This window comes from Salinisphaera aquimarina, assembly GCF_042643355.1.
GTDB lineage: Bacteria > Pseudomonadota > Gammaproteobacteria > Nevskiales > Salinisphaeraceae > Salinisphaera > Salinisphaera aquimarina.
This window is the reverse complement of sequence record NZ_JBHRSS010000003.1, coordinates 689,756-711,627: the sequence shown is the minus strand read 5'-3', so window position 1 is coordinate 711,627 and position 21,872 is coordinate 689,756. Positions and strand designations below refer to the sequence as shown.

General features: G+C 62.6%; 20 protein-coding genes and 2 pseudogenes. 9 read left to right on the top strand and 13 right to left on the bottom strand.

What is annotated here, in order from left to right; translation table 11 throughout:
• Positions 1-43: 43 nt before the first annotated feature.
• Entirely contained in the window at positions 44-844 is an 801-nt protein-coding gene (locus ACFOSU_RS06820; RefSeq protein ID WP_380687779.1) for an IclR family transcriptional regulator, read from the bottom strand.
• A 176-nt stretch (positions 845-1,020) separates the two neighbouring features.
• Positions 1,021-1,440, bottom strand: a complete 420-nt coding sequence (locus ACFOSU_RS06815; RefSeq protein ID WP_380687777.1) for a SufE family protein — start codon at positions 1,438-1,440, stop codon at positions 1,021-1,023.
• Positions 1,441-1,548: 108 nt separating this feature from the next.
• On the opposite strand from ACFOSU_RS06815, the gene yidD reads away from it, so the two are divergent.
• The 3 genes from yidD (at position 1,549) to ACFOSU_RS06800 (ending at position 6,176) form a co-directional block, all read left to right on the top strand.
• The gene (gene yidD, locus ACFOSU_RS06810; RefSeq protein WP_380687775.1) at positions 1,549-1,836 is read left to right on the top strand and encodes a membrane protein insertion efficiency factor YidD; all 288 of its coding nucleotides are present in this window, start codon (positions 1,549-1,551) and stop codon (positions 1,834-1,836) included.
• A 576-nt stretch (positions 1,837-2,412) separates the two neighbouring features.
• A complete protein-coding gene (gene ileS, locus ACFOSU_RS06805; RefSeq protein WP_380687773.1) occupies positions 2,413-5,601 on the top strand; it encodes an isoleucine--tRNA ligase in 3,189 nt (1,062 codons plus the stop codon).
• Positions 5,602-5,909: 308 nt separating this feature from the next.
• The gene (locus tag ACFOSU_RS06800) at positions 5,910-6,176 is read left to right on the top strand and encodes a type B 50S ribosomal protein L31 (RefSeq protein ID WP_380687771.1); all 267 of its coding nucleotides are present in this window, start codon (positions 5,910-5,912) and stop codon (positions 6,174-6,176) included.
• 485 nt (positions 6,177-6,661) lie between these two features.
• Here ACFOSU_RS06800 and ACFOSU_RS06795 read toward each other — a convergent pair whose 3' ends face one another.
• Positions 6,662-7,582, bottom strand: a complete 921-nt coding sequence (locus ACFOSU_RS06795; protein WP_380687769.1) for a LysR family transcriptional regulator — start codon at positions 7,580-7,582, stop codon at positions 6,662-6,664.
• A 420-nt stretch (positions 7,583-8,002) separates the two neighbouring features.
• Between ACFOSU_RS06795 and metE the strand changes: the two genes are divergently transcribed.
• A complete protein-coding gene (gene metE / locus ACFOSU_RS06790) occupies positions 8,003-10,291 on the top strand; it encodes a 5-methyltetrahydropteroyltriglutamate--homocysteine S-methyltransferase (RefSeq protein WP_380687767.1) in 2,289 nt (762 codons plus the stop codon).
• Between the two features lie 76 nt (positions 10,292-10,367).
• Here the strand turns inward: metE and ACFOSU_RS06785 are convergent.
• The 5 genes and pseudogenes from ACFOSU_RS06785 to ACFOSU_RS06765 all read right to left on the bottom strand — a co-directional run bounded on the left by ACFOSU_RS06785 (position 10,368) and on the right by ACFOSU_RS06765 (position 13,379).
• Positions 10,368-10,900: pseudogene (locus ACFOSU_RS06785) on the bottom strand (Fic family protein).
• Complete coding sequence (locus tag ACFOSU_RS06780; RefSeq protein WP_380687765.1) at positions 10,884-11,147, bottom strand: type II toxin-antitoxin system RelE family toxin; 264 nt, start codon at positions 11,145-11,147, stop codon at positions 10,884-10,886. Before ACFOSU_RS06780 ends, ACFOSU_RS06785 begins: the two are co-directional and overlap by 17 nt.
• Positions 11,134-11,367: a CopG family transcriptional regulator gene (locus ACFOSU_RS06775; RefSeq protein WP_380687763.1), complete on the bottom strand. Its 234-nt coding sequence runs from the start codon at positions 11,365-11,367 to the stop codon at positions 11,134-11,136. The genes ACFOSU_RS06780 and ACFOSU_RS06775 overlap by 14 nt, the downstream gene beginning before the upstream one ends.
• Before the next feature lie 159 nt (positions 11,368-11,526).
• Positions 11,527-12,147: a glutathione S-transferase family protein gene (locus ACFOSU_RS06770; RefSeq protein WP_380687761.1), complete on the bottom strand. Its 621-nt coding sequence runs from the start codon at positions 12,145-12,147 to the stop codon at positions 11,527-11,529.
• A 74-nt stretch (positions 12,148-12,221) separates the two neighbouring features.
• The gene (locus ACFOSU_RS06765; protein ID WP_380687759.1) at positions 12,222-13,379 is read right to left on the bottom strand and encodes a carboxyl transferase domain-containing protein; all 1,158 of its coding nucleotides are present in this window, start codon (positions 13,377-13,379) and stop codon (positions 12,222-12,224) included.
• A 265-nt stretch (positions 13,380-13,644) separates the two neighbouring features.
• Here ACFOSU_RS06765 and ACFOSU_RS06760 point away from each other — a divergent pair, with 265 nt between their 5' ends.
• The 4 genes from ACFOSU_RS06760 to ACFOSU_RS06745 all read left to right on the top strand — a co-directional run bounded on the left by ACFOSU_RS06760 (position 13,645) and on the right by ACFOSU_RS06745 (position 18,230).
• Positions 13,645-14,646, top strand: coding sequence for a TRAP transporter substrate-binding protein (locus ACFOSU_RS06760; RefSeq protein ID WP_380687757.1), 1,002 nt, complete (start codon positions 13,645-13,647; stop codon positions 14,644-14,646).
• Positions 14,647-14,787: 141 nt separating this feature from the next.
• A complete protein-coding gene (locus ACFOSU_RS06755) occupies positions 14,788-15,246 on the top strand; it encodes a TRAP transporter small permease subunit (RefSeq protein ID WP_380689198.1) in 459 nt (152 codons plus the stop codon).
• Between the two features lie 2 nt (positions 15,247-15,248).
• On the top strand, positions 15,249-16,571 hold the full coding sequence (locus ACFOSU_RS06750) for a TRAP transporter large permease (RefSeq protein ID WP_380687755.1): 1,323 nt from the start codon (positions 15,249-15,251) through the stop codon (positions 16,569-16,571).
• Positions 16,572-16,706: 135 nt separating this feature from the next.
• Entirely contained in the window at positions 16,707-18,230 is a 1,524-nt protein-coding gene (locus ACFOSU_RS06745; protein ID WP_380687753.1) for a malonate--CoA ligase, read from the top strand.
• 201 nt (positions 18,231-18,431) lie between these two features.
• Here the strand turns inward: ACFOSU_RS06745 and ACFOSU_RS06740 are convergent.
• From ACFOSU_RS06740 to ACFOSU_RS06730, 3 genes and pseudogenes are all read right to left on the bottom strand, one after another.
• Positions 18,432-18,554, bottom strand: a pseudogene (locus tag ACFOSU_RS06740) (Txe/YoeB family addiction module toxin); the annotation flags it as partial.
• Positions 18,555-18,582: 28 nt separating this feature from the next.
• Entirely contained in the window at positions 18,583-18,855 is a 273-nt protein-coding gene (locus tag ACFOSU_RS06735; RefSeq protein WP_380689196.1) for a type II toxin-antitoxin system Phd/YefM family antitoxin, read from the bottom strand.
• A 53-nt stretch (positions 18,856-18,908) separates the two neighbouring features.
• Positions 18,909-19,655 carry an NAD(P)H-dependent oxidoreductase gene (locus ACFOSU_RS06730; protein WP_380687751.1) on the bottom strand — a complete coding sequence of 249 codons (747 nt, stop codon included), beginning with the start codon at positions 19,653-19,655 and terminating at the stop codon, positions 18,909-18,911.
• Positions 19,656-19,744: 89 nt separating this feature from the next.
• Here ACFOSU_RS06730 and ACFOSU_RS06725 point away from each other — a divergent pair, with 89 nt between their 5' ends.
• Entirely contained in the window at positions 19,745-20,626 is an 882-nt protein-coding gene (locus ACFOSU_RS06725) for a LysR family transcriptional regulator (RefSeq protein WP_380687749.1), read from the top strand.
• Here ACFOSU_RS06725 and ACFOSU_RS06720 read toward each other — a convergent pair whose 3' ends face one another.
• Both ACFOSU_RS06720 and ACFOSU_RS06715 read right to left on the bottom strand, forming a co-directional pair.
• Positions 20,627-21,379, bottom strand: a complete 753-nt coding sequence (locus ACFOSU_RS06720) for a siderophore-interacting protein (RefSeq protein ID WP_380687747.1) — start codon at positions 21,377-21,379, stop codon at positions 20,627-20,629. It lies immediately after the preceding gene.
• 2 nt (positions 21,380-21,381) lie between these two features.
• A complete protein-coding gene (locus tag ACFOSU_RS06715) occupies positions 21,382-21,819 on the bottom strand; it encodes a MarR family winged helix-turn-helix transcriptional regulator (protein WP_380687745.1) in 438 nt (145 codons plus the stop codon).
• Between the last annotated feature and the right edge of the window lie 53 nt (positions 21,820-21,872).

Here is a 21,872-nt window from a genome sequence, read left to right as displayed (position 1 = left end):
CGAACGAACGTTACGAGGCAACGCGCCACGGCGCACGGATGGGTCAGATGCGTGAAATCGCGGCCTGCACGTTCTGCACCAGATATTTCAGGCGCGGCGCGACCTCGTGCTCGAGCCGATCGGCCGAGAGCAGGAACGCCGGCGCGCCGACGTTGAACGCGAACACATCGCCGTTGGTGGTTTCGATCAGCGGCACGCCGACCGCGTTGACCTCGCGTTCCCATTCGCCCACCGAGGTGACATAGCCGTGCTTGGCGTACTGCTCGAAGGCGGCCTGGATGCCGTCGCGGACCATGGGCCAGTCGTCCGCGCCGATACGCCGCTCCAGATGCGTCATCAGATAGCCGCGCTCGACCTCGGGCAGCGCTGCCAGGAACGCCCGTCCCATGGCCGTGGTGGCCATCGGAATACGCGAGCCGATATCCAGGCGCAGGGTGACTTCGCTACTGGCGCGGCGATGATCCAGATACATCATCGACAAGCGCTCGCGCGCACCGAGTGCGACCGAGGCGTTCACCTGTTCGGCGAGCTCCTGCATATAGGGCCGCGCAATCTGGCGAATACCGAAGTTCGCAAGCGTCGCATAGCCCAGCGCGAGCACGCCCATGCCCAGCTGGTAGCGTTCCAGCTCCTTGGAGTAGGACAGATAGCCGAGCTTGGTGAGCGTATAGGTCAGGCGCGTTACCGTCGGTTTGGGCAGGCCGGTACGACGGGCGATTTCCTGATTGCCGAGCAGCCCCTCGCGCGGCTCGAAGGCGCGCAGCACGTCCAGGCCACGGGCAAGCGCGGTCACGAACTTGCGGTCTTTTTCGCCGGTCACCGGCTTGTCGGGGTGGTGTTTCATGAATTCTGCCTGGCGGAATATCGTTTTGATCGCGCGCAGCAGATTCTGCCTACGGGTCGGGCGCTGTCAACCGGGCTCGGGACAGGCGTGAGTTTCGCAGGCAGATTCTTTTCCGACGGGTCGCAGGTCGATGGCAGTCGACGTCGTCCCGCGATGTGGCGAACGGCTGGACGCGGCTAGGCGTTGAGCCGCCGGTGGGCCGTGCGCTGTATCGTTTCCACCATGGAAAACAAGCCGTTGCGGCGGTTCATGGTGATGTGCTGCTCGAGGTTGAGGTCGGCGAAGATCTCGTTGATATCGATATCCGCGATCTGCTGCGGCGTCTTGTCCGAGTAGATCATCAGCAGCACGCCGATGAGGCCGCGCACGATATGCGCATCCGAGTCGCCGCGAAAATGCAGGCTCTCGTCGGCGCCGTCGTCGTCGGCGACCAGCCAGACCTGGCTCATGCAGCCGCGCACGCGCGTTGCCTCGTTGCGCTCGTCGTCCTCGAGCGGTTCGAGTTTACGGCCGAGATCGATGATGAAGCGGTAGCGCTCTTCCCAATCCGGCAGCATCTCGAAAGTCATCTTGAGTTGCTCGATGCTGTTGTCCATAGGGTCTGGTATCGCTGCTGTAAATTCGGGTATTCCAATAATCTTGGGTCAGCGGTGGCATCAGTCAAGCCGGCGCGGAACACGGCTGGCCACGTTAGACTGGTCAGCATGTTCATCGTACGCGCCTGCCATGCCGTGATTGCCGTCGTGCGCTGGCTCGCGGTGCGCCTGCTGCAACTGCCGATCCTGCTCTATCGGTATCTGGTGTCGCCGGTAATTGGCCCGCGCTGTCGTTTTATGCCGACGTGTTCTGCCTATGCGCTGGAGGCGCTGTCGCGGCACGGGCCCGTGTACGGCAGCTGGCTTGCGATCCGGCGGATCGTGCGCTGTCATCCGCTCAATGAAGGCGGTTTTGATCCGGTGCCGCCCAGACGCTGCAAACACGAGCACCGTTGATCTAAGGAACCTCTGAACTAGTCCTCGCGGATCTTTTTCGCCTGAAAAATTGCATTAGGCAAACGGCGTCGCCACAAGACGCCGGGTGACGCGTCCGGCCCAAACATCAACCAGTCGCCGGACCGAACCCGGCAACACCGTAGCGGCGCCGTTTGGGCCGAACCTTTCTTGCATTGCAAGAAAGGCCGGGGCTTTGCGCGTGCCTATCCGTACGAGGCGAGGAGCGGGGCCCCGACGCGCAGCGGCGGGGTGCGACCGCCGGCGTTCGGACCAGAGCTGCGAGGCTACGACTCGTACAGGGTCGCAACGCCGCGGGTCGCATCCCACCGCTTCGCCGCGGTAATACCCTGCTCCGCCGCTCGCAGCGACGGCGTCGTTCATCATTCACGTGCAACTTGTCTATTTTCGGGCACGCTACATTCTTCTCTCCTTGCACAGGCACGCGCAAAGCACGCCGGCACGACAGTGACGACTAGATCAGAGATTCCCTAAGCCCCGGCGGTGCAGCAGGCGCCCGCAGGGTTTATAGTGACGCGCTCTGTAGCCTTTGCCACGCGATTTACAAGCGTTTTCAGCATGACCGGTTTCGCCGAACACAAACCCCTGAACCTGCCCGCGCTCGACGGCGAGATCCGTGCGTGGTGGGAATCCGCGCACGTCTTCGAGGCCAGCACCGCCGCGCGCGACGACTGCCCCACCTTCACCTTCTATGAAGGCCCGCCCACGGCCAACGGCCGACCGGGTATTCACCACGTGCTCGGGCGTACGGTCAAGGACGCGTTCTGTCGTTACAAGACCATGCAGGGCTATCGGGTCGACCGCAAGGCCGGCTGGGATACCCATGGCCTGCCGGTGGAGATCGAGGTCGAGAAGGAACTGGGCCTCAAGTCGCGCGAGGATATCGACGCCTACGGCATCGAGGCCTACAACGCGGCCTGTCGGGCCTCGGTGCTGCGCTACAAGGACCAGTGGGACGATCTGACCCGCCGTATCGGCTACTGGGTCGATCTGGATGCGCCCTATGTCACCTTCTCCAACGAATATATCGAGTCGGTGTGGTGGTTGCTCAAGCAGTTACACGAGAAGGGACTGATCTACAAGGGCCACAAGATCCACTGGTACTCGCCGGGCAGCGGCACGGTGCTGTCCTCGCACGAGGTCAGTCTCGGCTACAAGGAAGTCCAGGATCCGTCGATCACGGTGAAGTTCTTCCTCGAGGATGAGCCGGACGTGGCGATTCTGGCATGGACGACCACGCCGTGGACGATGCCGTCGAACGTCGCGATCGCGGTCGGCCCGAAGATCGAATACGCCAAGGCCCGTGTCGATGGCGCGACCTATATCGTGGCCCGCGACTGTGTTGCCGCGACGCTGGGCGAAGACGCCGAAATCCTCGAGACGTTCCCGGCCAGCGAACTGATCGGCAAGCGCTACACGCCGCCGTTCGACAGCTTCCTCGATCACCCCGAGGCCGACCAGGCCTGGCGGGTGATTGCCGCCGATTTCATCACCACCGATGATGGCACCGGCATCGCCCATGAAGCCCCGGCCTTCGGTGCCGACGACTTCCGCGTGACCAGCGCCGAAGGCATGCCGGTGTTCAATCCGATCGAACGCGATGGCCGCTTCCGCGACGATTTTCCGTTGGTCGGCGGGCTCTGGTTCAAGGACGCCGACAAGGTGGTCGCGCGCGATCTCAAGGATCGCGGGCTGCTGTTCTCGCAGGAAGTCACCGTTCATAACTACCCGCACGACTGGCGCAAGGGCACGCCCTTGATGAACTACCCGGTCGAGTCCTGGTTCGTGGCCACCCAGCAGAACAAGGACAAGCTGGTCGAGTACAACAACCAGATCAACTGGCACCCGCCGCATGTGGGCACCGGCCGTTTCGGTGACTGGCTGGCCAACAACGTCGACTGGGCGCTGTCCCGGCACCGCTATTGGGGCACGCCGCTGCCGATCTGGGTCAACGACAACGACGACGGCGATATCGTGGTCATCGGCTCCATTGCCGAATTGCGCGAATACGCGGGCGATCAGGTTGCCGACGACGACAGCCTCGATCTGCATAAGCCGCAGGTCGATGCCATCACCTGGACCGCCGCGGACGGCGGCACCATGCGTCGCGTGCCCGAGATCATCGACGTCTGGTTCGACTCGGGGGCGATGCCCTTCGCCCAGTGGCACTATCCGTTCGAGAACGTCGAACGCTTCGAGGCCAATTTTCCGGCCGATTTCATCTGCGAGGGCGTCGACCAGACTCGTGGCTGGTTCTACTCGCTACATGCCATCGGCACGCTGATCAAGGACTCGCCGGCCTACAAGAACGTCGTCGTCAACGGTCTGCTGCTGGACGCCAACGGCGAGAAGATGTCCAAGTCCAAGGGCAATACGGTGGATCCGTTCGAAGCGCTCGACACCCACGGCGCCGACGTCATCCGCTGGTACATGATGGCGAACAGCCCGCCCTGGGATAACACCAAATACGCCGAGCGTGGCCTGCGCGAGACCCGTACCAAGGTGTTCGGCACGCTGGAGAACGTGTATTCGTTCTTCGCGACCTACGCCAATATCGACGGCTTTGCCGCCGATACGCCGGCCCCGGCCGTAGCGGACCGCCCCGAACTGGATCGCTGGATTCTGTCGCGCCTTCAGTCGACCGCGGCCGAGGCCACGGCGGCGCTGGATGCCTACAATCCGACCCGCGCCGCGCGCGCCGTCGAGCAGTTCATCGAAGCGCTGTCGAACTGGTATATCCGCCGTTCACGGGCCCGTTTCTGGGCCGGCGCCCGCGCCGATGCCGGTGGTGACGCCAGCGAAACGGAAGTTGCGGACAAGCGTGCGGCCTATCACACCACGCTGACCTGCCTGCGTGACGTGGCCGCCATGATGGCGCCGATCGCACCGTTCTTCTCCGACTGGCTGTATGCCAATGTCAGTGCCCAGGCCGGCGCCCGTGCTTCCGTGCATCTGGCGGACTTTCCGGTCGCTGACGCCGAACTCACTGACCCGGACCTCGAACGCCGCATGGGTCTGGCGCGGGCGGTGGTGGTCAACGTACTGGCGTTGCGCAACGAGGCCGGCGTCAACGTGCGCCAGCCGCTGGGCCGGATTCTGGTGGTCGAGGAAGCGACGGTGGCGCGGGCCGATATCGAGGCCGTGGCCGCGATCATCCGCGAAGAGGTCAACGTCGACAGCATCGAATACGTCGCCGGCGCCGGCGATCTGGTCAAGCGCAGTGCCAAGCCCGATTTCCGTGCGCTGGGCAAGCGCCTGGGCAAGAAGATGAAGGCCGTGGCCGGCGCCGTCGCCGCCCTCGATGACGAGGCGATCGCGGCCTATATGCGCGACGGCAGCGTGACCGTGAGCGCGGACGGTGAAACCTTCGAACTCGGCGAAGGCGATCTGATCGTGTCCGCCGAAGGCCTCGAGGGCTGGCTGGTGGGACGCGAAGATGGCGTCACGGTGGCACTTGATAGTACACTGACCGGCTCGCTACGCGAGAGAGGTCTGGCGCGCGAGGTTGTCAACCGCGTGCAGCGCCTGCGCAAGCAGGCCGATTTCCATGTCGCAGATCGGATTCGTGTCGCGTACCGCGCCGACGAAAGTCTGGCGCAGGCCATCAACGCCCACGGCGACATGATGGCGAAGGAAACGCTGGCCGTGGAATACACGGCGAATGCGGATCCGAAAGGTGAGGTGGTCGAGCGTTTCGATATAGACGGCGCCGCCATCACGCTGGGATTGAAACGCGTGGCGCGCTAGGCGCGTCGCGAGAGAAGATGAGTGTAGATAAAACCCGCAGTTTTACTGCGGGCACCTCAGCGATGAGGTTTCCAAAGGGGAGAGGCGCTAGCTCGCCCCTTTGGTCGGCTTCGCGGTTGCAGACCGCGAGGTCGATGGAAAATTTGATTCAGTAATATCCCGCGCCTTGTCGCGGGCACCCCAGCGATGGGGTTTCCAAAGGGGAGAGATGTGAGTTCTCCCCTTGGTCGATCGCGCGGTTCCATACCGCGCGGTCGAAAGACATTCAAGCCCGAGCAACAACAGCATTGTCATACGGACAGGCCATCATGAAAAAAGATATTCATCCCAACTACCGCCCGGTGGTATTCAAGGATCTCAGCGGTGATTTCGCGTTCCTGACGCGCTCCACCATCGATACCAAGGAAACCATCGAGTGGGAAGACGGTAACGAATACCCGCTGGTGAAGCTGGAAGTCACGAGTGCCACGCACCCGTTCTACACCGGCAAGCAGAACATCATGGATACCGCCGGCAAGGTCGAGCGCTTCCGCAATCGCTTCGGCATGATGAGCAAGAAGAAGCCAGCGGAATAGCGCTGCGCGGTCGCGCGGCAATCCCCGAGCGCGCGACCTGATGGCAATGCCTGCGAGCCGACCGGCGCCGAGTGCGCCGGTCGGCTTTTGCGTGTCTGGCGTTTGTGTCGCGCTCTCGCTTGTGCGGCTGGCGAATAAGAGCGAATAAAGCAGCAGATACTTCATCCGCAGATTGACGCGGATGAACGCAGACAGAATCAAATATCGTTCGACGCGCGGTGTAAAACCTCGCGGTCACCAGTAGACGAGCTAACGCTTCTCTCCTTGTCAGCCACGCGCAAAGCACTCCGGCGCGACCGCGATGATTCAACCATAGGTTCCTTTGGAACGCTCATCGCTGGAGTGCCCGCGGCAAGACGTGGCGTATGGGTGAATCAAAAAATCTCTGTCTGTTCTGCTCTTGTCTTCAATCTGCGTTCATCTGCGGATAAATAAAGAACGAGGCTGCCCCAGTTCATTGGGGCTTCGTATGCCAGCACAGGCTGCTATCTGATTGTCATTTGCAGAGTCGTCTTCGGATCGCCGGACACGGACGCGGCTAGTTCCAGGAATCCGGCGACGGGGCGCAGTTCGAGATCGGGTCCGCGAACGCCGAGATGAATCTGCTTCGGGATGCCGCGCTTGCCAAGCCGTACGGCGGTGATCGGTAGCCGCTGGGCATATTCGTCAACGAGCCAGCGAGGTAATGCCGCCACGCCGCGACCGGCGGCCACCATCTGCAACATGATATCGGTGGACTCGATGGTCTTGTGCTTGCGCGGCGCCGCGCGTGCCGGCCCGAGCAGTTCGGTGAAGATATCCAGCCGCGTCGGGTCGACCGGATACGACAGCAGCACCTGATTGCCCAGATCGGCGGCGTTCACATACGCGCGCTGTGCCAGCGGGTGGTCGCGGGCGACCACCAGCACTTGCTCATAGTCGAAAACCGGCTCGAAGACCACGCCGGATTTTTCCAGCGGATCGGGCGTCACCAGAATATCGATATCGTGGTTGAACAGGGCGGCCATGCCGCCGAAACGGAATTGCTGGATCACGTCCAGATCCACGCCGGGCCAGGCATGCAGATAGGGCTTGACCACCTTCAGCAGCCATTGATAGCAGGGATGGCATTCCATGCCGATACGCAGCGCCCCCTGCTCGCCACTGGCATAGTCGGCCAGCACTGAATCCACGCGCTCCAGCTGTGGAAGCAGCCGTTCGGCCGCCTGCAACAGATGCTGGCCGGCGGCCGTGAGCTGCACCCGTCGGCCTTCACGAACCCAGATCCGGGCACCTGATTGTGTCTCCAGTTTCTTGATCGCATGGCTGAGCGCCGATTGCGTCAGATGCAGCGAACGGGCGGCCGCCGTCAGCGAGCCGTCGCGCTCGATCTGGCGCAGGATATTGAGATGGACGCGTTCGATCATGGCTTTGTTCTGACCCGTGGAATATTTCGATCAGCCCTCTGTCCTCAACTGAATTCAAACGAAGACATGGGCTTAGATCAGACCTCTCCCGCTGCGGAGCGGTCGATGGATGTGCCGTCGCTCTCTTTTATCCGCAGATGAACGCAGATTGAGGCAGATGAAGGCACCTTATCGTCAGCCAGCTTCCTGCATTTTATCCGCGTGCATCTGCGTCAATCTGTGGATCAGCGTCTTCTGCCTTTCGCGTTCTGTTACAGCCGGCTTGGCCTTAACTTGTCAATAATTGTGAAATATATTCATCGATATATGCAAATATACCAATATTAGTCATGTGACGCGCGCTATAGACTTTCGGGCCTATCAAGCCCGATGCACCAGCACGCGGGCGATGAGTGATTCACCGATCAAAGGGCTGTACGCATGACGATCTCGCATAATCTCGGTTTTCCCCGTATCGGCGAACGCCGCGAGCTCAAGAAAGCCACCGAGGCCTACTGGAAGGGCGATCTGGACTATGCCGGCCTGGAAGCCACCGGCGCCGAGTTGCGGCGGGCCAACTGGGACAAGCAGAAGAAGGCCGGCATCGACCTGATCCCGTCCAATGATTTCTCGTTCTACGACCAGGTGCTGGGTCTGTCCTGCCTGCTCGGCAACGTGCCCGAGCGTTTTGGCTGGCCTAGTCATTACGATGGCCAGAACATGAACATCGATGTCGCCTTCGACATGGCGCGCGGCACCGACGGGGCCATCGCCTGCGAGATGACCAAGTGGTTCGATACGAATTATCACTATCTGGTCCCCGAGTTCACGACGCAGACGACCTTCACACTCGCCGGCTCCAAGATCTTCGACGAGTTCCGGGAGGCGAAAGAACAAGGCATCATCACCAAGCCGGTCATGGTCGGCCCGGCCACGTATCTGTCGCTCGGCAAGATCACGGACGGCTCCGATATGGACAAGTTCGCGTTGGCCGATGCCCTGATACCGGTGTACGTCGAGATCGCCGAGAAGCTCGCTGCCGAAGGCGCGCAATGGCTGCAGCTCGACGAGCCGATCTTCTCGCTGGACCTGGACAATGCCCAGCGCACGGTCATCAGGAAGGCCTACAGCGCGCTCGCTCAGGTCAAGGGCATCAAGATCCTGGTTGCCAACTACTTTGGCGAGCTGCGCGACAACCTCGAACTGTTCACCTCGCTGCCTGTCGCGGGCCTGCATATCGATGCGGTTCGCGGCGTCAAGGAAGCCGAAACGGTCGCCACGCGCCTGGACGACCAGAAATGGCTGTCGGTCGGTATCGTCGACGGCCGCAACGTCTGGAAGACGGACCTCACGCGAGCGTTGACAACGCTCGAGACTGTCACCGGCGAGATCGGCACCGGCCGTTTGATGGTCGGCCCCAGCTGCTCCTTGCTGCATTCGCCCGTGGCCCTGCGTAGCGAGACCAGGCTCGACGAACAGCTGATGAACTGGCTGGCCTTCGCCGAGGAAAAACTCGACGAGATCGTATTCCTCGCGCACGCGGTCGACGGCAAGGTCGACAAGGCCATGCAGCAGGCCAATCAGGCCGCGATGGAAGACCGTGCCCATTCCACGCTGATTCATGACGAGGCGGTAAAGAAGCGCGCGGCTGCGGTGACCGAGGCCGACTACGATCGGCCCGCCAAATACCCGGAACGTGCCAAGCAGCAGCGCGCCAAGCTCAAGCTGCCGGCGTTCCCGACCACAACCATCGGCTCCTTCCCGCAGACCCAGGACGTGCGCAAGGCGCGTGCCGCGCACAAGAAAGGCTCGATGTCGGACGCCGATTACGATGCGTTCATCGAAAAACAAATCGATGATGCCGTGGCAATGCAGGAAGACATGGGCTTCGACATGCTCGTGCACGGCGAATTCGAGCGAAACGACATGGTCGAGTATTTCGGCGAGCAGCTGTCGGGCTATGCGTTCACCAAACTCGGCTGGGTCCAGAGCTACGGCTCGCGATATGTCAAACCGCCGATTATCTTCGGCGACGTCTCGCGGCCCTCACCGATGACGGTCAAATGGTCCAAATATGCCCAGTCGAAGACCGAAAAGCCCATGAAAGGCATGCTCACCGGCCCGGTCACCATGGTGCAGTGGGCCTTTGTGCGTGATGATCAGCCCCGGTCCGAAACCGTCAAGCAGGTCGCGCTCGCCATTCAGGATGAAGTGCTGGATCTGGAAGCCGCCGGCCTGGCCGCCATCCAGATCGACGAAGCCGCCTTCCGGGAAGGCCTGCCCCTGCGCCGCAACGACTGGAAAGCCTATCTCGACTGGGCGACCCAGTCCTTCCGCCTTACCGCGTCCAAGGTCAAGAACGACACCCAGGTGCACACCCATATGTGCTACTCGGAGTTCAACGACATCATCGAGGCGATCGCGGCGATGGACGCCGACTGTATCTCCATCGAGACTTCGCGCTCCCAGATGGAACTGCTGGATGCGTTCGTGCAGTTCGACTACCCGAACGAGATCGGGCCCGGCGTCTACGACATCCACAGCCCGCGCGTGCCGGCCAAGCAGGAAATGATCGATCTGCTCAAGAAGGCCACCGAAGTGCTGCCGCCGGAACGCATCTGGGTAAACCCGGACTGCGGCCTCAAGACCCGCGGCTGGGCCGAGGTCGAGCCGGCGCTCCGACATATGGTCGACGCGGCCCGCGAACTGAGGGCGGCCAAGGCGGTCTGATCGGAACCTGCAAGCAACCTGTCCCAAGCCGCCCCGACACCTCGGGGCGGCTTGGCGCTTCGTGTTCTGCGGCGCCCTACGCGGGTCCCGCCAGCATGTTCATGATCAGACGGATCATCACATCCTTGACCGCGGGGTCGGATTCGGCGACTGGCAGAGTGAGCGCTGCGAGCCCGATATCGTTGACGGCCGCTGCGCCGTTGCTGTTCGGAAGACGATGATTGCGGTGCAGGAAATCGACGAACAGAAACGCTGCACTGCGCTTGTCGCCATCCGTGAACGGATGGTTCTTCACCACGAAGTAGAGCAGATGCGCCGCCTTGGCTTCGATCGGTAGTGCTCGATCTCGCGTGTGACTTGGCGACTGCCTTCTTGCCGAACTATCCGGAATTTCCGGATAGTTGGATCGCGGCTCAGTTCCCCGTCTGTATAGACGTTACCGACATGCTCGTTGATCGTTCGGACACCCTTGCCGAACAGATCAGCCATCTGGCGCTGCGTCAGCCAGACTGTGTCCCGGTCGCCATCCAGTCGTACATCCACCGACTTGTCGGCGGCTTCGTAGATCAGTATTGGCTGGTGACTTTGACGTTCATGGTTTGTAACCATGCTTGCGGCGGCCAATCGTTACCACTGTGCCGATCAGCAGGTCGCTGACTATTTGATAGACGATGCGATAAATGCCCTGCCCGATGCGATACCGCTCTTGGCCCGAAAGTGTTTCGCTGCCCACCGGTCGGGGATCATTCGCCAGCATACTGACGCCTTCCAGAACGCGCGCCACAACATCCGTATTCAGGATAGGGCGCAGGTCTTGCGCAACAGGCCGCCTGAAGACGAGCTTATAGCTCGCCATGCGCCTTCAAATCGTCGAGAAGAGCCTCATAACTCATCGTCGGCTCCGCCACGCGATCGCTGAATGCGGCCAGGTGCTCCTGGTCCCCGGCGAGCGACGCGCGCACGGCCTCGTTGACCAGATCCGAAACGCTGCGATGCGTGTGCGCGGCCTTCAGACGCAACGCGGCGTGTAACTGCTCGTCGAAATAAATGGTCGAGCGCTTGGATGCGGCGGTCATCGGCTTTCCCTGCATGCGAAAGCATAGCGCTATGGCGTCATGACGTTTGAGCGCTGGGCTTTGCAGCAGGTCGTTGCTTGTCGGATATGAGGCACAGAGAGCTATCGTCAGCCGTTCGCTTGCTCGATGGCGTTATGCACTGTGCGGCTGGCGAGTCATTCATGACAGCGGGATCGAGCTCACCATATCGGTATATGCACGGCGCTGTGCCAGGCGCTTTTCCCAAGCCGTCAAGGCCGGCGTCGGCGGCCGTGATATGTCGAGCCTGAGCCAGCGGCTGACGGTTGCCCCGATCGGGATATCGCCCATGCTGAACTCGGGACCGGCGACGTAGTCGTGCTTGGCCAGATGCGAGTCGAGCAGTCGCATATGGCCGGCCGTCGTCTCGACGGCGGACTCGATTCGGGCCGCGTTGCGTTCGCCCTCGGGCGTTCGAATCAGGCCGATGAAGGCCGGCCGCAGGCGCAGCCAGACCGTGGTCTGCCATTCCATCCAGCTTTCGGCCCGGGCATGGGTCTGGGCATCATCGGGCCAGAGTGTGCCGGCGCCATGGCGTCGAGCCAGATAACGCACGATCGCGTTCGACTCCCACACCACGATGCCATCGTCGACGAGCGTAGGGACCAGGCCGGTCGGATTCAGGGCCCGATACTCGGGGTCGGCGGTGCGGCCGAACGGCCCGCCGGCCTCGACAAGGCAGTACGCCAGATCGAGCTCTTCGCAGCACCAGAGCACTTTCTGCACGTTGATGGAATTCCTGCGTCCCCAGACTTCGAGCATGGACATCCTCCATTTGCTTTCGGATTAGGCTGAGTTAATCACTATCGCGACGCGGCGCAAATTGCTGACACGGGCTAGGTTTCGATCGTGTCGATCACGCCGTGCTCGATGAGCACGGCGGCGTCGGGATCGGGCGCCGCCGGCAATTGCACGAAGGCATCGAGAATATCCTGCGGCAGCGTCAGCACGCGCCCACAAGCAGCCAGCCGGACCTCGGAAGCCGCGCCGGCCAGGGCGATATAAAGGCCGCCCGACAGGGTGCCGGCGATCCGCAGACAGACCGTGGTGCCGCGGGCCTCGATCGCGTGAATAACGCTGCAGAGATACCCCAGATACTGGCTCAGTAGCAGGTTCTCGTCGGCCAGCTGTGTACTGTGGCCGATCCATTCACAGTCGAGTGTTATCCGGTCGCAATCCGGCGGTATCGCCTGCAGAGCATCGACGAGTTGCACCACGTCGCGTGGCCCGGCCGAGCGCGATCCGCGCAGTGTGACGGTGTCGCAATCGATGACTTGAACGACGTTGCCGGTATTGCGCGCGGGGTCGCTTGCCAGGCGCGCGCGTAGATCGCTGTCCTGAAGGCGAGCCCAGGTTTCGAAATCGGTCGGGCGCCTTGCCAGGGCGCTTTGCAGTGCCTCGCGCAGCCGCGCCGCGGTCGCGATCTGGCCATCGGTGACCGGCGTACCCTGAGGATCGTGTTCGAGTCGGTTGGGCGCGGCGATGGTCTCGGTCACCGTCTTGGCGCAGACGCTGTTGTGGCTCTGGATCACGGCCGGTCCGGTCATCGCCAGCCGTGTGCTGTCGGCGTAGAGCCGGATGCCGCAACTCATGGCGAGCATGCTGGCACCGCCGAATACGTTGCGCCCCAGGATCGCGATCGTGGTCAGCCCGGCGGCGCGCGCCGCTAGCAGCTCCGCGAACAGGCGGCGCAGCGCGCCCTGAATCGCCACGCCTTCACTGACCCTGGCTCCGGCGGAATCGATCACCAGCACCAGCGGCAGATCGTCTTGCCGGGCGCGGTCGATCAGCCGGCGCAACTCCAGCGCCTCCTTCACGCCGATCGCGCCGCTGGTGACCGCGGGATCAGTCGCCACAGCCAGAAACGGGCGGTTGCCGCAGCTTCCCATCGCCGCGGCCAGAGTCGATTGCAGCGCCAGCGGCTCCTGCGACTCGCCGGCGAGCTGTGCGACCCGTTCGTGGTGCGGGAGCGTCAGAAAATCCTTTTCATCCACCGAGTTCTATCCACTAGTGCGAGGTGCTTGGCTCGAAATATCAAACAAGTGTGACTTATATGTCCCGAAAGCGACTTATACTTTCGTCAAAGATGGCTAATACTTTCGTCGATCCCGGATCCTCGTTGTTTCCGCGGTTCGCATTGTGTGCGAGTCGGTTTGGTCGGGAGGTCGCCCGTTGACATGGGTCACCAATTGCCGCTATCTACCAGTGGATCGAAGAGAAATACGGCGCACAACAATAATTACTCCGAGGAGATTCGCCATGCCACGTCAACTCAGCCTCCTGGCACTGACCGCCGCGACCCTGATGTTTGTTTTCAGCAGCGCAGCGCTCGCCGAAACCGTGTTGCGCGCCTCGCACCAGTTTCCCGGCGGCAAGGGCGACGTGCGCGACGAGATGGTTCAGCTCATGGCCAAGGAGGTCGCCGATGCCGACGTCGATCTCAAGATCCAGGTCTATCCCGGCGAGTCGTTGTTCAAGGCCAAGGAGCAGTGGGGCGCGCTGGTGCGCGGCCGACTCGACATCACTTCCTTTCCCCTCGACTATGCCAGCGGTCGACATCCCGAGTTCTCGGCCACCCTGATGCCGGGTCTGGTGCGTAGCCACGAGCGCGCCCAGCGTCTGAACGATTCCAAGTTCATGGGCATGATCAAGCAGATCATAAACAAGGCCGGTGCGCGTGTTCTGGCAGATGCCTGGCTGGCCGGCGGGTTTGCCTCCAACAAGAGTTGTATCACCTCGCCGGATACGGTCAAGGGCCAGACGCTGCGTGCAGCCGGCCCGGCCTTCGAGCAGATGCTTGCCGCCGCCGGTGCCTCGATCGCGTCCATGCCGTCGTCGGAAATCTATACCGCCATGCAGACCGGTGTGCTCGACGGCGCCAATACGTCCTCCGGCTCGTTCGTGTCGTATCGGATCTACGAGCAGGCCAAATGCCTGACCGCGCCCGGCAAGAACGCGCTGTGGTTCATGTACGAGCCGATTCTGATTTCCGAACGCAGCTGGGAAGGGCTGACGCCGGAACAGCAGAAGGCGCTGACCGCCGCGGGGGAGAAGGCCGAGCAATTCTTTGCCGAGAAGGCCGCCGGTCTCGATCAGAAAATGGTCGATGTGTACAAGGAAAACGGCGTGAAGGTCGTGAACATGAGCCCCGAGGACTACCAGGCCTGGCTGGAGGTGGCGAAGAAGAGTTCGTACAAGAACTTCGCCGAGAAGGTCCCGAACGGCCAGCAGCTGATCGACGCCGCACTTTCGGTCGAGTAGCGGCTTTTCGTACGAACTGGTTGCCGCCGAAGCGGCTCGAACCCGTGACGGCCAGAGCGAGGTGACATGGCTTCTCGATCTTTCAGCCCTTCGGCAGGCGACGGCGCGCCGAAGGGCATCATCCCTGCCTATATCCGAACGATGGACCGGGTGTCGAGCGCGGTGGCCGTGGTCGCCGGCGCGCTGATGCTGGCAGGGGTGCTGGCGGTTTGCCACATGATCTTTGTGCGCTACGTGCTGGGTGAAAGCACTGTCTGGCAGACCGAATTCACCACCTTTGCGATCACCGGTGCCATGCTGCTCGGCGCACCCTACGTCCTGGCGACTGGCGGTCACGTCGCGGTCACGGCCCTGCCGGACGCGCTGGGCGGTTGGCCTCGACGCATCATGCAATACATGGCGTCGCTGGTCGGGTTGGCGTTCTGTCTCGCGCTGACTTACGGGGCCTGGCACTACTTCCTGGAGGCCTACAGCATGGGCTGGGGCACGGGCACGGTCTGGAATCCGCCGCTATGGCCGACGCTGCTGTCGTTGCCGGTCGGCATAACGCTGCTTTCGCTGCAGTACGTGGCCGAGCTGCTGCGCGCCGAGGAGGCATAGCCGTGGATCCGGTAACCAGTGGCATCCTGATCGGGGTGGCCCTGTTGGCGCTCATGGCTATCGGTACGCCGATCGCCTTTGCGCTGGGCAGTGTTTCGCTGGTCGCGCTGGTGCTCGGTCGTGGCATGAGCGAGCTCGTCTACTTCGGCGAGACCTTTTACAACAGCATCGCGTCGTTCGGTTTCGTCGCCATTCCGATGTTCATCCTGATGGGCTCGGCGGTGGCTTCGTCGCCGACCGGCCGCGATCTCTATCGTTCGCTGGATCTGTGGCTGGGACGCGTGCCCGGCGGGCTGGCGATTTCGAATATCGGCGCCTGCTCGATCTTCGCCGCATTGTCGGGCTCCTCGCCGGCCACCTGTGCTGCCATCGGCAAGCTCGGCATCCCGGAAATGCGCAAGCGCGGCTATCCGGATGGCGTGGCCGCCGGCTGTATCGCGGCCGGCGGCACGCTGGGTATTCTCATCCCGCCGTCGGTGACCATGATCGTCTACGGTATTTCCACCGAGACGTCGATTGGTCGTCTGTTCATCGCCGGCGCGCTGCCCGGCCTGATGCTGGCGGTGCTGTTCATGGTCTGGACTGTCATCGCCTGCAAGATGGCCGGCGGTTACGGCAATCCGCTCGCCGCGGCTGCGGAACAGGCCAAGGGCAATGTAGAAGGCAACCTCAAGGCGCTGGTGCGCGTGCTGCCGTTCCTGGCCGTTGTCACGGGCATTCTGTTCGCGCTCTACGGCGGGGTGGCCACGCCCACCGAAGCCGCCGCGGTGGGCGCGTTCCTGTGCCTGGCGCTGGCGATCCTCGTGTATCGGCTATGGCAGCCCGCCCCGCTCAAGCTGATCATGCGCGACGCCCTGCGGGAAAGCGTGATGATCATGCTGATCATTGCCGCCGCCGAGGTCTTTGCCTATGCGCTGTCGTCGATGTTCATCACCCAGACGATCGCCGGCGGCATCGCCGCCCTGGAGGTCAACCGCTGGGTGCTGATGGGCGTTATCAACCTGTTTCTTCTGGTCGCCGGCTTCTTTCTGCCGCCGGTCGCGGTGATCGTGATGACCGCGCCGATCCTGCTGCCGATCATTCTGCAGGCCCATTTCGACCCGTACTGGTTTGCGGTGGTGCTGACCATCAACCTGGAAATCGGCTTGATTACGCCGCCGGTAGGGTTGAACCTGTTTATCATCAACGGCATCGCGCCGGATATCGCGCTGCGCGATGTGCTGCTGGGCAGCCTGCCGTATGCGTTGTGTATGGTGCTCGGGATTGTGCTGCTGTGTTTCTTCCCGGCGATCGCGACGTGGCTGCCGGATCTGATCATTGGCTAGGAATCTGCGTCGTGGGAACCGTGTGAGAGATAGCGTACTGTTCGCAGTCGCATGTGTTGCCACGGCACAGGCTTCTGGTGCCGAAACGCCGGCGGTGATGTCGGGCGTGAAATCCTCAACGAAAAAAATCGAGTCATGAGCCACAACTTGTTCGAGTCATTCGCCGAGCGCATGGCCGCTCGCGGCGACGCCGATTTCATCGTCACGCGCGACGGCCGGCGTTATTCCTATGCCCAGGCGCTGGAAGCGAGCGCGCGATTGGCCAGCACGTTGACGTCACTGGGCGTCGAGCGCGGTGACCGGGTCGCGGTGCAGGTCGACAAGAGCCCCGAGGCCATCCTGCTCTACCTCGCCTGCCTGCGTATCGGTGGGGCGTATCTGCCGCTGAATACCGGCTATACGAGTACCGAAATCGCGTATTTCCTGGGCGATGCCGAGCCGGCGCTTTTCGTCTGCCGGCCGAACGCCGCAGACGAGGCCGAACGTGTGGCCGCCGAGACCGGCTGTCCTCGGGTCGTCACCTTGGGCACCGAGGGCGACGGCAGCCTCATGGAGATGGCCGAGCAGGCCGAGCCTAGTGACGCGATCGAGGCGCGCGCCGAGAACGATCTGGCCGCGATTCTGTATACCTCCGGCACCACCGGGCGCTCCAAGGGCGCGATGCTGACCCACGGCAATCTCGCCTCCAACGCCCAGGCCCTGGTCGATGCCTGGCGCTTCGACGCCAACGACCGCCTCATCCACGCTCTGCCGATCTTTCATACCCACGGTCTGTTCGTCGCATGCAACGTGGTACTGATGGCGGGTGCGGCCATGCTGTTCATGCCGAAGTTCGACATCGACGCGATCCTCGAGGAAATACCGCGCGGAACCGCCCTGATGGGCGTGCCGACCTACTACACGCGGTTGCTGGCAGACGAGCGACTGACGCCCGATCTCGCGCGGCACATGCGCCTGTTCACTTCCGGTTCCGCGCCGCTTACCGCGGAAACCCATACCGAGTTCGAACGGCGCACCGGTCACGCGATCCTGGAGCGCTATGGCATGACCGAGACCAGCATGAACACGTCCAACCCCTATGACGGCAAGCGCATTGCCGGCACCGTCGGCCTGCCGCTACCGGGCGTGGAAATCCATGTGGTCGATCGTGAGACGGGCGCGGCGCTGCCGACGGGCGAAACCGGCATGCTCAAGGTGCGCGGGCCGAACGTATTCATCGGCTATTGGCGCATGCCCGACAAGACGGCCGAGGAGCTGGGCGAGGACGGCTTCTTCATCACCGGCGATCTCGCGAAAATCGACGAACACGGTTATGTCCAGATTGTCGGGCGCGACAAGGATCTGGTGATCTCGGGCGGCTACAACGTCTATCCGAAAGAAGTCGAGCAGGAAATCGACGCGATGGATGCGGTGGTGGAATCCGCCGTGATCGGCGTGCCACATCCCGATCTGGGCGAGTGCGTGACCGCTGTGGTCGTGCCGCAGTCCGGGGCCGCCATCGACGAGCAACAGGTGATCGACGCGCTGACCGACCGCCTGGCTCGTTACAAGCAACCCAAGCGCGTTTTCTTCGTCGACGAACTGCCGCGCAACACCATGGGCAAGGTGCAGAAGAACCAGCTGCGTGAGCGGTTCAACGCCATCTACCGGAAGGGTTGAAACGCCACACGGGCGAGTCGCGAGACGGACCGGGTCGAGTCGTTTCTCGCCCAGACTGCGCTGGCGGTAGCGCTGGCGAGCCGAAGCAGCATCCTTTGCTACGACTGGCCGTAGTCCCCGCCGATCGCAAAGATATAAATCGCGGTCGTCATCGAAGCGGTCGATCAATCGATCTTTTTGTGAAAGTCGACACGACCAGAAGCCGCTGAGATTGTGTTTGAGTGCTTCGGGCTTGACGGTGCCCGACGCAGGATCGTCGGCCCGGATCAGTTCCTCGAAGATTCGGCACGGTGTTTTATGCAGGCGCTTGTCGCGCGCGCGCATCTTTTCATAGGCAGGCCAAGTGCGGCCCTCAAAGATCAGTGATCTCATTCATCTGGTCCGCCGCTGATGTGTGGGCAGTAATTTTGTCATGCATTTTCAGCGACTTGGCGATATGACACATGAGATCGTTGTTCTGCAGCACGTAGAGACTTTCCTGCTCTCGTTCCCAGTCTTCGGCGCTGATCATGACGAAGCTGTCGCCACCGCGACGTGTGACCTTGAGTGGGCTGTGCTCGGTCGTCACGCGTTCAACCAGGGCTTTGAGGTTGTCGCGAAAGCGATTGGCGCTGATAGAGCCCATAAGTGCAGCCACTTGTACATGGTTTTCGTACAATTTGGCCGCCGGCAAGATGATCAGACCCAGCGCATCGGATGTTCGGCGTGCAATACGCCTTCCTCATCCCAGTCCGCCCAGCCGGTGAACGGAATCGGCATTTCGGTATCGAGTTCGGCCAGGCGCTCAGCCCAGGCTCGCTTGTGGTCGGCCAGATGACGCTCGAACGCCTGCTTGGCCTGGTAGGCGATGCCGCTGCCTTGCACGCCGTGGGTAAGAAATGGCGGCAGCACATCGAAGCCCATGTAATGCAGCGAGTAATGAATCGGCCACAGCAGGCGTTCGATCGGCCCGCCGCGCCCGTAGCGCGAGAACGTCGGCGCGGGGCCGCCCGTGGTGACCGACAGGATGGCGCGCTTACCGCGGAAATAGCCTTCGTCGTAGCGTTTGCGGCCGGTGTACAGGCCGCCGTAGACGAATACCCGATCGAACCAGCCCTTTAGCATGGCTGGCTGGGCGTGCCACCAGAGCGGAAACTGCAGAATCACGAGATCGGCGGCGTTTAGCCGATCGATCTCGCGCTGCACGTCGGCGGGCCGGGTGGCGGTATTGCCGGCATGCCGCTGCTCGGTCAGCGCCGAGAAGTAGTCGGCGTCGGCCCGCTCGGTGTAATGCCGCGGCCCTTCCACGGGATCGAAGCTTTCGGCGTAGAGGTCGGACACGGTCACCGTGGCGCCGGCCTCGGTGAGCGTTTGGCGGGCGGTTGCGGTCAGCGCCGCATTGAAGCTGTCGGGTTCCGGGTGGCAATGGACGATCAGTGCGTGCATGACGGATGGGGTTTATGAATTCGCCGCCTACTCTGATGGCGTCATTGATGAAATAGAATCCGATAAAATCACAATTTCTATTTGCAGAAATGAAAGATCCAATCGATTGGAACGCATTGCGCTGGATATTGGCCATCGGCCGCGCCGGCACGCTGGCCGGGGCAGCACGGGCGCTCGGCGTCAGCCATGCCACGATCTTCCGGCGGCTCAACGCGGTGGAGCGTGATCTAGGCCGAGCGCTGTTCGTGCGCGAGCGGCGCGGCTACGTGCCGACCGCGGCCGGCGAACGTCTGCTGGCCGAAGCGGCCGACATGGAGCGTCGTATGCAGGCGCTGGAACGGGACGTACTCGACGACGACACGGCGCCGGCGGGGCCGGTACGCCTGACGACCACCGATACGCTGTTCGATGGCCTGCTGGTGCCGATCCTGGCCGGCTGTCGGCAGCGTCATCCGGCGATTACGCTGGAAGTCGCCATCTCGAACGACACTTTCAATCTGTCGCGGCGCCAGGCCGATCTCGCGGTGCGTCCGATGACGACCCCGCCCGATGCGCTGATCGCCCACCGGCTCGGGCGTATCGCCATGGCGCCTTATGCCGCGGCTCACGTCGATGAAGACACGGCGATGGGATGGCTGGGTCTGGACGACAGCGTGTTCTTTCCGGCGCTGTCCGCCTGGATGAAAGCGCAGGGCGTCGACGACTCGGGCTGGCGTATCGATACGCTGCTGGGGCTGATGTCGGCCGTTCGCCGCGGCGCCGGTGTCACATTATTGCCGTGTTATCTCGCCGACGGCGATCCCGGCCTGGTACGCCTCGGCGAACCGGTGGCCGAGGTCGCCACCGATCTCTGGCTGCTCGTGCACCCGGATCTGCGGCGCGTGGCCCGCGTTCGGGCCGTGCGTGACGAAATTACGAGCTCGATCGCGGCCGAGCCCGTGCAAGCACGGTTGGCCGGTCGTCTGCCCTGATCAGCTGCCCTGGTCGGCGTCCGAGTCGGCGCGCTTGGCCTGTTTGTGTGCTTCCTCGTTGCGGCCGTGTTGCCAGTAGCTCGAGATATAGAGTTGTTGCCGGGTGACACTTCGCTCATCGCGTAGATGCGCGCGTAGTCGGCGCATCGTGGTGAATTCACAGGCACACCAGACCGACGGCTCGCCGGGCAGCCAGGTCAGTTCACGCACGGCATCACAGAGCAGGTCGCTGTTGTCGCCGGGCTGCGGATTGATCACCCAGCGGATATCCAGCCCATCCGGTGCCGTCAGTTGCTGAATATCGTCGGCGTGGAGGACTTCGATGATGGCGTGGCCGCGCGTGTCGGCCGGCAGGCCTTCGATGTTCGCCGAGATCGCGGGCAGGGCGGTCATGTCGCCGATCAGGAGTACCCAGTCGGCGCTCGGGTCGACGAGTTTCTTTGGCCCGGGGCCGCCGATGTCGATGGTCTCGCCGGGCTGGACGTCTTCGGCCCAGCGCGCGGCGGGGCCGCCGTCGCCGTGGCGGACGAAGTCGATATCCACCGCATCCGAGCGCTGTGAGCGGATTGTGTAGGTGCGTAGCAGTGGGCGATCGCTGTCGGCCTGGGCGAAACGCAGCTTGACGTAGGCGCTCGGCTGATCCGGCGGGAAACTGTCCATGGCCTCGCCGCCGAGCGTCACGCGCAGCATGTTGGGGGTGATTTCGGTCTTGCCGAGGACGGTGAAAGTACGCGGCGCGGGTCTGCGGTTCATGGTCAATCCTGTGATTGTTCGAGATTGGCGATCATCGACTCGGCCAACTCGATGAAACGATGGATGTCGGCCTCGAGCAGCCCGTCGGCCATGCGTGCGCCGGCCCGAGCTTCGATCATGGCAATGCGCTGGCGTATTTCACGGCCGGCGGGGGTCAAGGCCAGCTGCTGGCTGCGGCTGTCGGTCGGGTGCGGGCGTCGCGCGATAAACCCTTCGTCGGCCAGGTCCTTGATCAAGCGGGCGATGCGGCCCTTGTCCTGGCGCATGCGGTTGGCGATGGTCTGAGCCGTGCCCTCGCGCAGGCCGGCGATGCCCTTGAGCACCCGGATATGCGATACCGTCAGGCCGATATCCGCAGCGTCGTATTCCTCGCGCATCGCGCGTTTATAGGCATGCAGCAGTCGATGCAGGGTTTCGCCGATGGCTGGCGTGGTTTTCATGTGGGACTGGTTGATAATGTCAACTAGAATGATGAGCGCAGTAGTTGAGTATG